At 67.4% G+C, this 3,491-nt stretch carries 2 protein-coding genes; both read right to left on the bottom strand.

Going from position 1 to position 3,491, the window contains the following annotated elements; genetic code table 11:
- Positions 1 to 1,825 (bottom strand): peptidase M36 (locus AACR77_RS06480; RefSeq protein ID WP_042880444.1); only part of this gene is annotated, 1,825 nt, incomplete at its 3' end.
- Between the two features lie 29 nt (positions 1,826 to 1,854).
- Positions 1,855 to 3,491: prolyl oligopeptidase family serine peptidase (locus AACR77_RS06485; protein ID WP_042880446.1), on the bottom strand; the 1,637-nt coding region annotated here is incomplete at its 5' end.

Raw genomic sequence — 3,491 nt, forward strand, 5'->3', positions numbered from 1 at the left:
TACCGCTCATGGCGAGATTCACCGAGAGGCTCGCCTCGTCGCCGCAGGCGAGCGGGCTCTGGGCCAGCAGGCGCAGGGTGGTGGTCATGCTGGCACCGGCGGCCAGGGTTGCTGGTTGCCAGCTGTCAGGATCGGCCTGCAACCCGGTTGGCAGGGTGAGGGCCAGCTCGTTGAGGGTCACCTCCCCCTTGCCCGGGTTGCTGAGGGTCAGCTGCACCGACTGGCGCTGCCCCAGCGGGATGGCGCTCCCCTCGGCGAGGGCGATATTGACGGGAGCTTGCAGCAGCCCGTGCTGGCGAAATGCCTGCTCCAGCAGACGGGCATAGGCTCGCGTCGGGTAGAGACGGGCGGCGGTATCCACGGTGATCCGGGCCAGTTGCGGCATGCGAATGGCCGGCCCCAGGCCGAAGTGGGATTCGATGATGACGCGATCAAACTCGTCCCTGGCGGTCTCGCCGTGCTCTGCCACCGCCGTCAGCAGGGCCTGGAACAGCGGGGTGCCCCAGAGCTGATCCCCGTTGCTGCCGTTGATGGTGCGGTGGGCGGGGTAGCGGTAGTCCGGATGGTAGCGGGCGCGCAGATCGTCGAGCTGGCGCGGGGTGCGGTCGGTGAAGCGGGCATCCCAGTTGAACACCATGGCGGGTTCGAACTGGCGACCGGCTTCGCTGCGCTGGCGATGACTGGCGGCCAGGTAGTCGCCAAAGCCCTCGCCGATGGCTCCCCAGTCACCCTCTTCCCCGAGATCCGGCAGGATGTGGTGCTGCACCCCGTGGCCGAACTCGTGCCAGATGACCATGGGATCCTCGGCATCGGGCACGCCGCTGCGACCCAGCTCCAGCCTGCGTTCGAACGGATCGTAGAGGGAGTTGTCCTGATAGCCCGCGTCCGTGTCGATGTCGAGCGCCCCGGGGATGAGATCGGTGAAACCGAGCGCCTTGAGGTGGCGCTGGGCGAGATCCAGATGGTAGTAGGCGTTGATGTCCGCAAAGCCGCGATCGTCCCGGGTCAGGCGAAAACCCTGCACGTCACTGCTGCTGTAGGGGGCCGATTCGGGGGCCATGACATCCACCACCCTGGCATGGGGGCCGCTCAGGCGATACTGCCCGGCTTGCACGCTCACCGGCAGGGGAACCGGATCCTGGTAGGCGGCCTCTGCCAGCACCAGCGCGTCGTGCCAGACCAGGCTGGCGTCCTGCAGGCGGGTGCGGGGATCGGGGTCGAACACCCGGGCCTGAACCAGCATATCGCCTGCGTCGGCGACATGCAGAGGGCGGGTAGTTGCCTGATCCCCGAGACGGCCAAGCTCCTGCTCCCCGTCGCAACGGGCAAACAGCTGCACCTGGCTGGCCTTGGCATTGCCTGCCTTGTGCTCGCGCACCCGCTGGCGCAGGGCAGGCACCAGGGTATCGCCGTCTCGCCAGTACCAGGCTTCGACCGGTCCTAGCGTCTCTATCTGGTTGCCGTCGGTGCGCAGGGTGGCGAGCAGGGGATCCAGGGTGCCGCTGGCATCGCAGCCGGGCGCTGTGCTCCGCAAGGGGCGCAGGTTGTGATAGAGGCGCCAGGGGCGGCCGTCCCCGTCGACACTGACGGCGGCCTGGGTGGCGGCCACCGGCAGGCCGTTCACCAGCTGGCGAAAGCTGTAATGGTGGCCGAGCAGGCTGGCCCTGTCGTAATCGGGGGCGAGGAGCACACCGAGGCGCTGCTCGAGCCAGCGCTTCGGCGTCGTGGTCAGGGGTGGTTCATCGACAAACTGCAGATCGGCCGCCAGCAGCGGCGATGAGATCAGGGTTGCCGCCAGCCAGAGGGCCAGGGAAGAGGGTTTCATGGTTCACTCCAGAAAAAGAGGACAAGGGGTCAGTGGTTGACGCCCGCCAGGGTGAGCAGGAAGGCAAACTCCTGCGCCGCACGCAGCGCCGCCGTTCGGGGGGTGCCCAGGTGGCCGCCGTCGAGTTCGGTGCGCAGCAGATAGGGGCCTGTTCCCGTGCTATGGGATCGCAGGCGGGCTATCCACTTGAGGGGTTCCCAGTAGGGCACCTGACTGTCGTGCAGGCCGCCCGTCACATAGACGGGGGGATAAGGGACCTTGTGCAGGTTGTCGTAGGGGCTCAGGCGGCGCATCGCGGCATAGTCACCCGGGATGGCCGGATTACCCCACTCGGCGTACTCCTGCCGGGTGAGGGGCAGCTCGGGATCCTGCATGGTGCCCAGCAGGTCGACGAAGGGAACTTGCAGCACGGCCCCGGCGAAACGGGTGGGCGCCTGGTTGAGTGCCGCTGCCACCAGCAGGCCGCCGGCGCTGCCGCCCATGGCAAACAGCCGGGCGGGATCGATGGCGGGATCCTGTGCCAGGGCATCGGCCACGGCGAGAAAATCATCCACGCTGTGCTGTTTGTCCCGGCCACGACCCTCCCGGTACCAGGATTCGCCGAGCAGACCGCCCCCGCGCACATGGGCGATGGCGTAGACAAAGCCGCGATCCAGCAGGCTCAGCACCCGGGGCTGGTAGTAGGGACGCATGGGGGTGCCGTAGGCCCCATAGCCGTAGAGCAGCAGTGCCCTGGGGTGGGTAATGCCCTTGCGCCAGACCAGGGAGACAGGCACCTTGACCCCATCCTTGCCCGCGATCCAGCGTCGCTCGCTCTGATAGGGAGAAGTGTCCCTGCTCTCGGGTGTCCCCTCCCAGGCGCCGGAGGCGAGATCCAGCCAGCGCTGGTGAGGTGGCTCGGCCATACCCTGGCGGCGAATGAGCACCTTGTCGCTGGCCGGTTCCTGGCTGCCCTGGATCCAGGCCGTGCCTGCGCCATCGGTGAGCGGCAGGCTGTGGATCAACGCACCTTTGGCATCCAGCACATCGAGCCAGTCATCCCCTTCCTTGCGGTATTGCAGCACGGTGTGCCGGGCAAAGAGGCGCCACTTCTCGAGTTCCCGGCCCTCGCCGGACCAGAGCCGTTGCCACTTTCCCTTCGCAACCTGGCTCAAGTCGGCCACCTGATAGAGGCCGAGGGCGCCGTCCCGGTTGCTCTTGAGCAGCACCCTGTCCCCCTGGGTATCCAGGTAGTATTCGAGGCCGCGCTCGCACCCCTTGAGCAGGTCGGCCCGACCCGCGTCCAGCAGGTATTGCTCCGAGCTGTCGTGGTTGTTGCTTTGCAGCACCAGGTGGCGGCGATCCGTGGTGCGATAGAGGCCGAGCAGCCAGGCGGGATCGCGCTCCTCATACACCAGGGTCTCCTTGCCATCCTGCCAGGCCAGCAGTTGCCAGGGGCGCAGGGTCTGGCGCTCGTTGGCGAGGGTGTAGAGGGTCTTGCCATCCAGACTCCAGAGCAGATCGCCGGCGCGGTGAGGCAAAGAGGCCAGTGTCTCGCCACTCGCCAGATCCAGCAGGGTGATGCGGTAGTCCCGATCTCCCCTACGGTCTTCGGCCAGGGCAAGCAGTTGCCCGTCCGGGTGAAGGGCCCAGGCAGCGAGCTCGTAATACCCCTTCGCAGGTTGGC

The organism is Aeromonas sp. ZOR0002 (genome assembly GCF_963866995.1).
GTDB lineage: Bacteria > Pseudomonadota > Gammaproteobacteria > Enterobacterales > Aeromonadaceae > Aeromonas > Aeromonas caviae.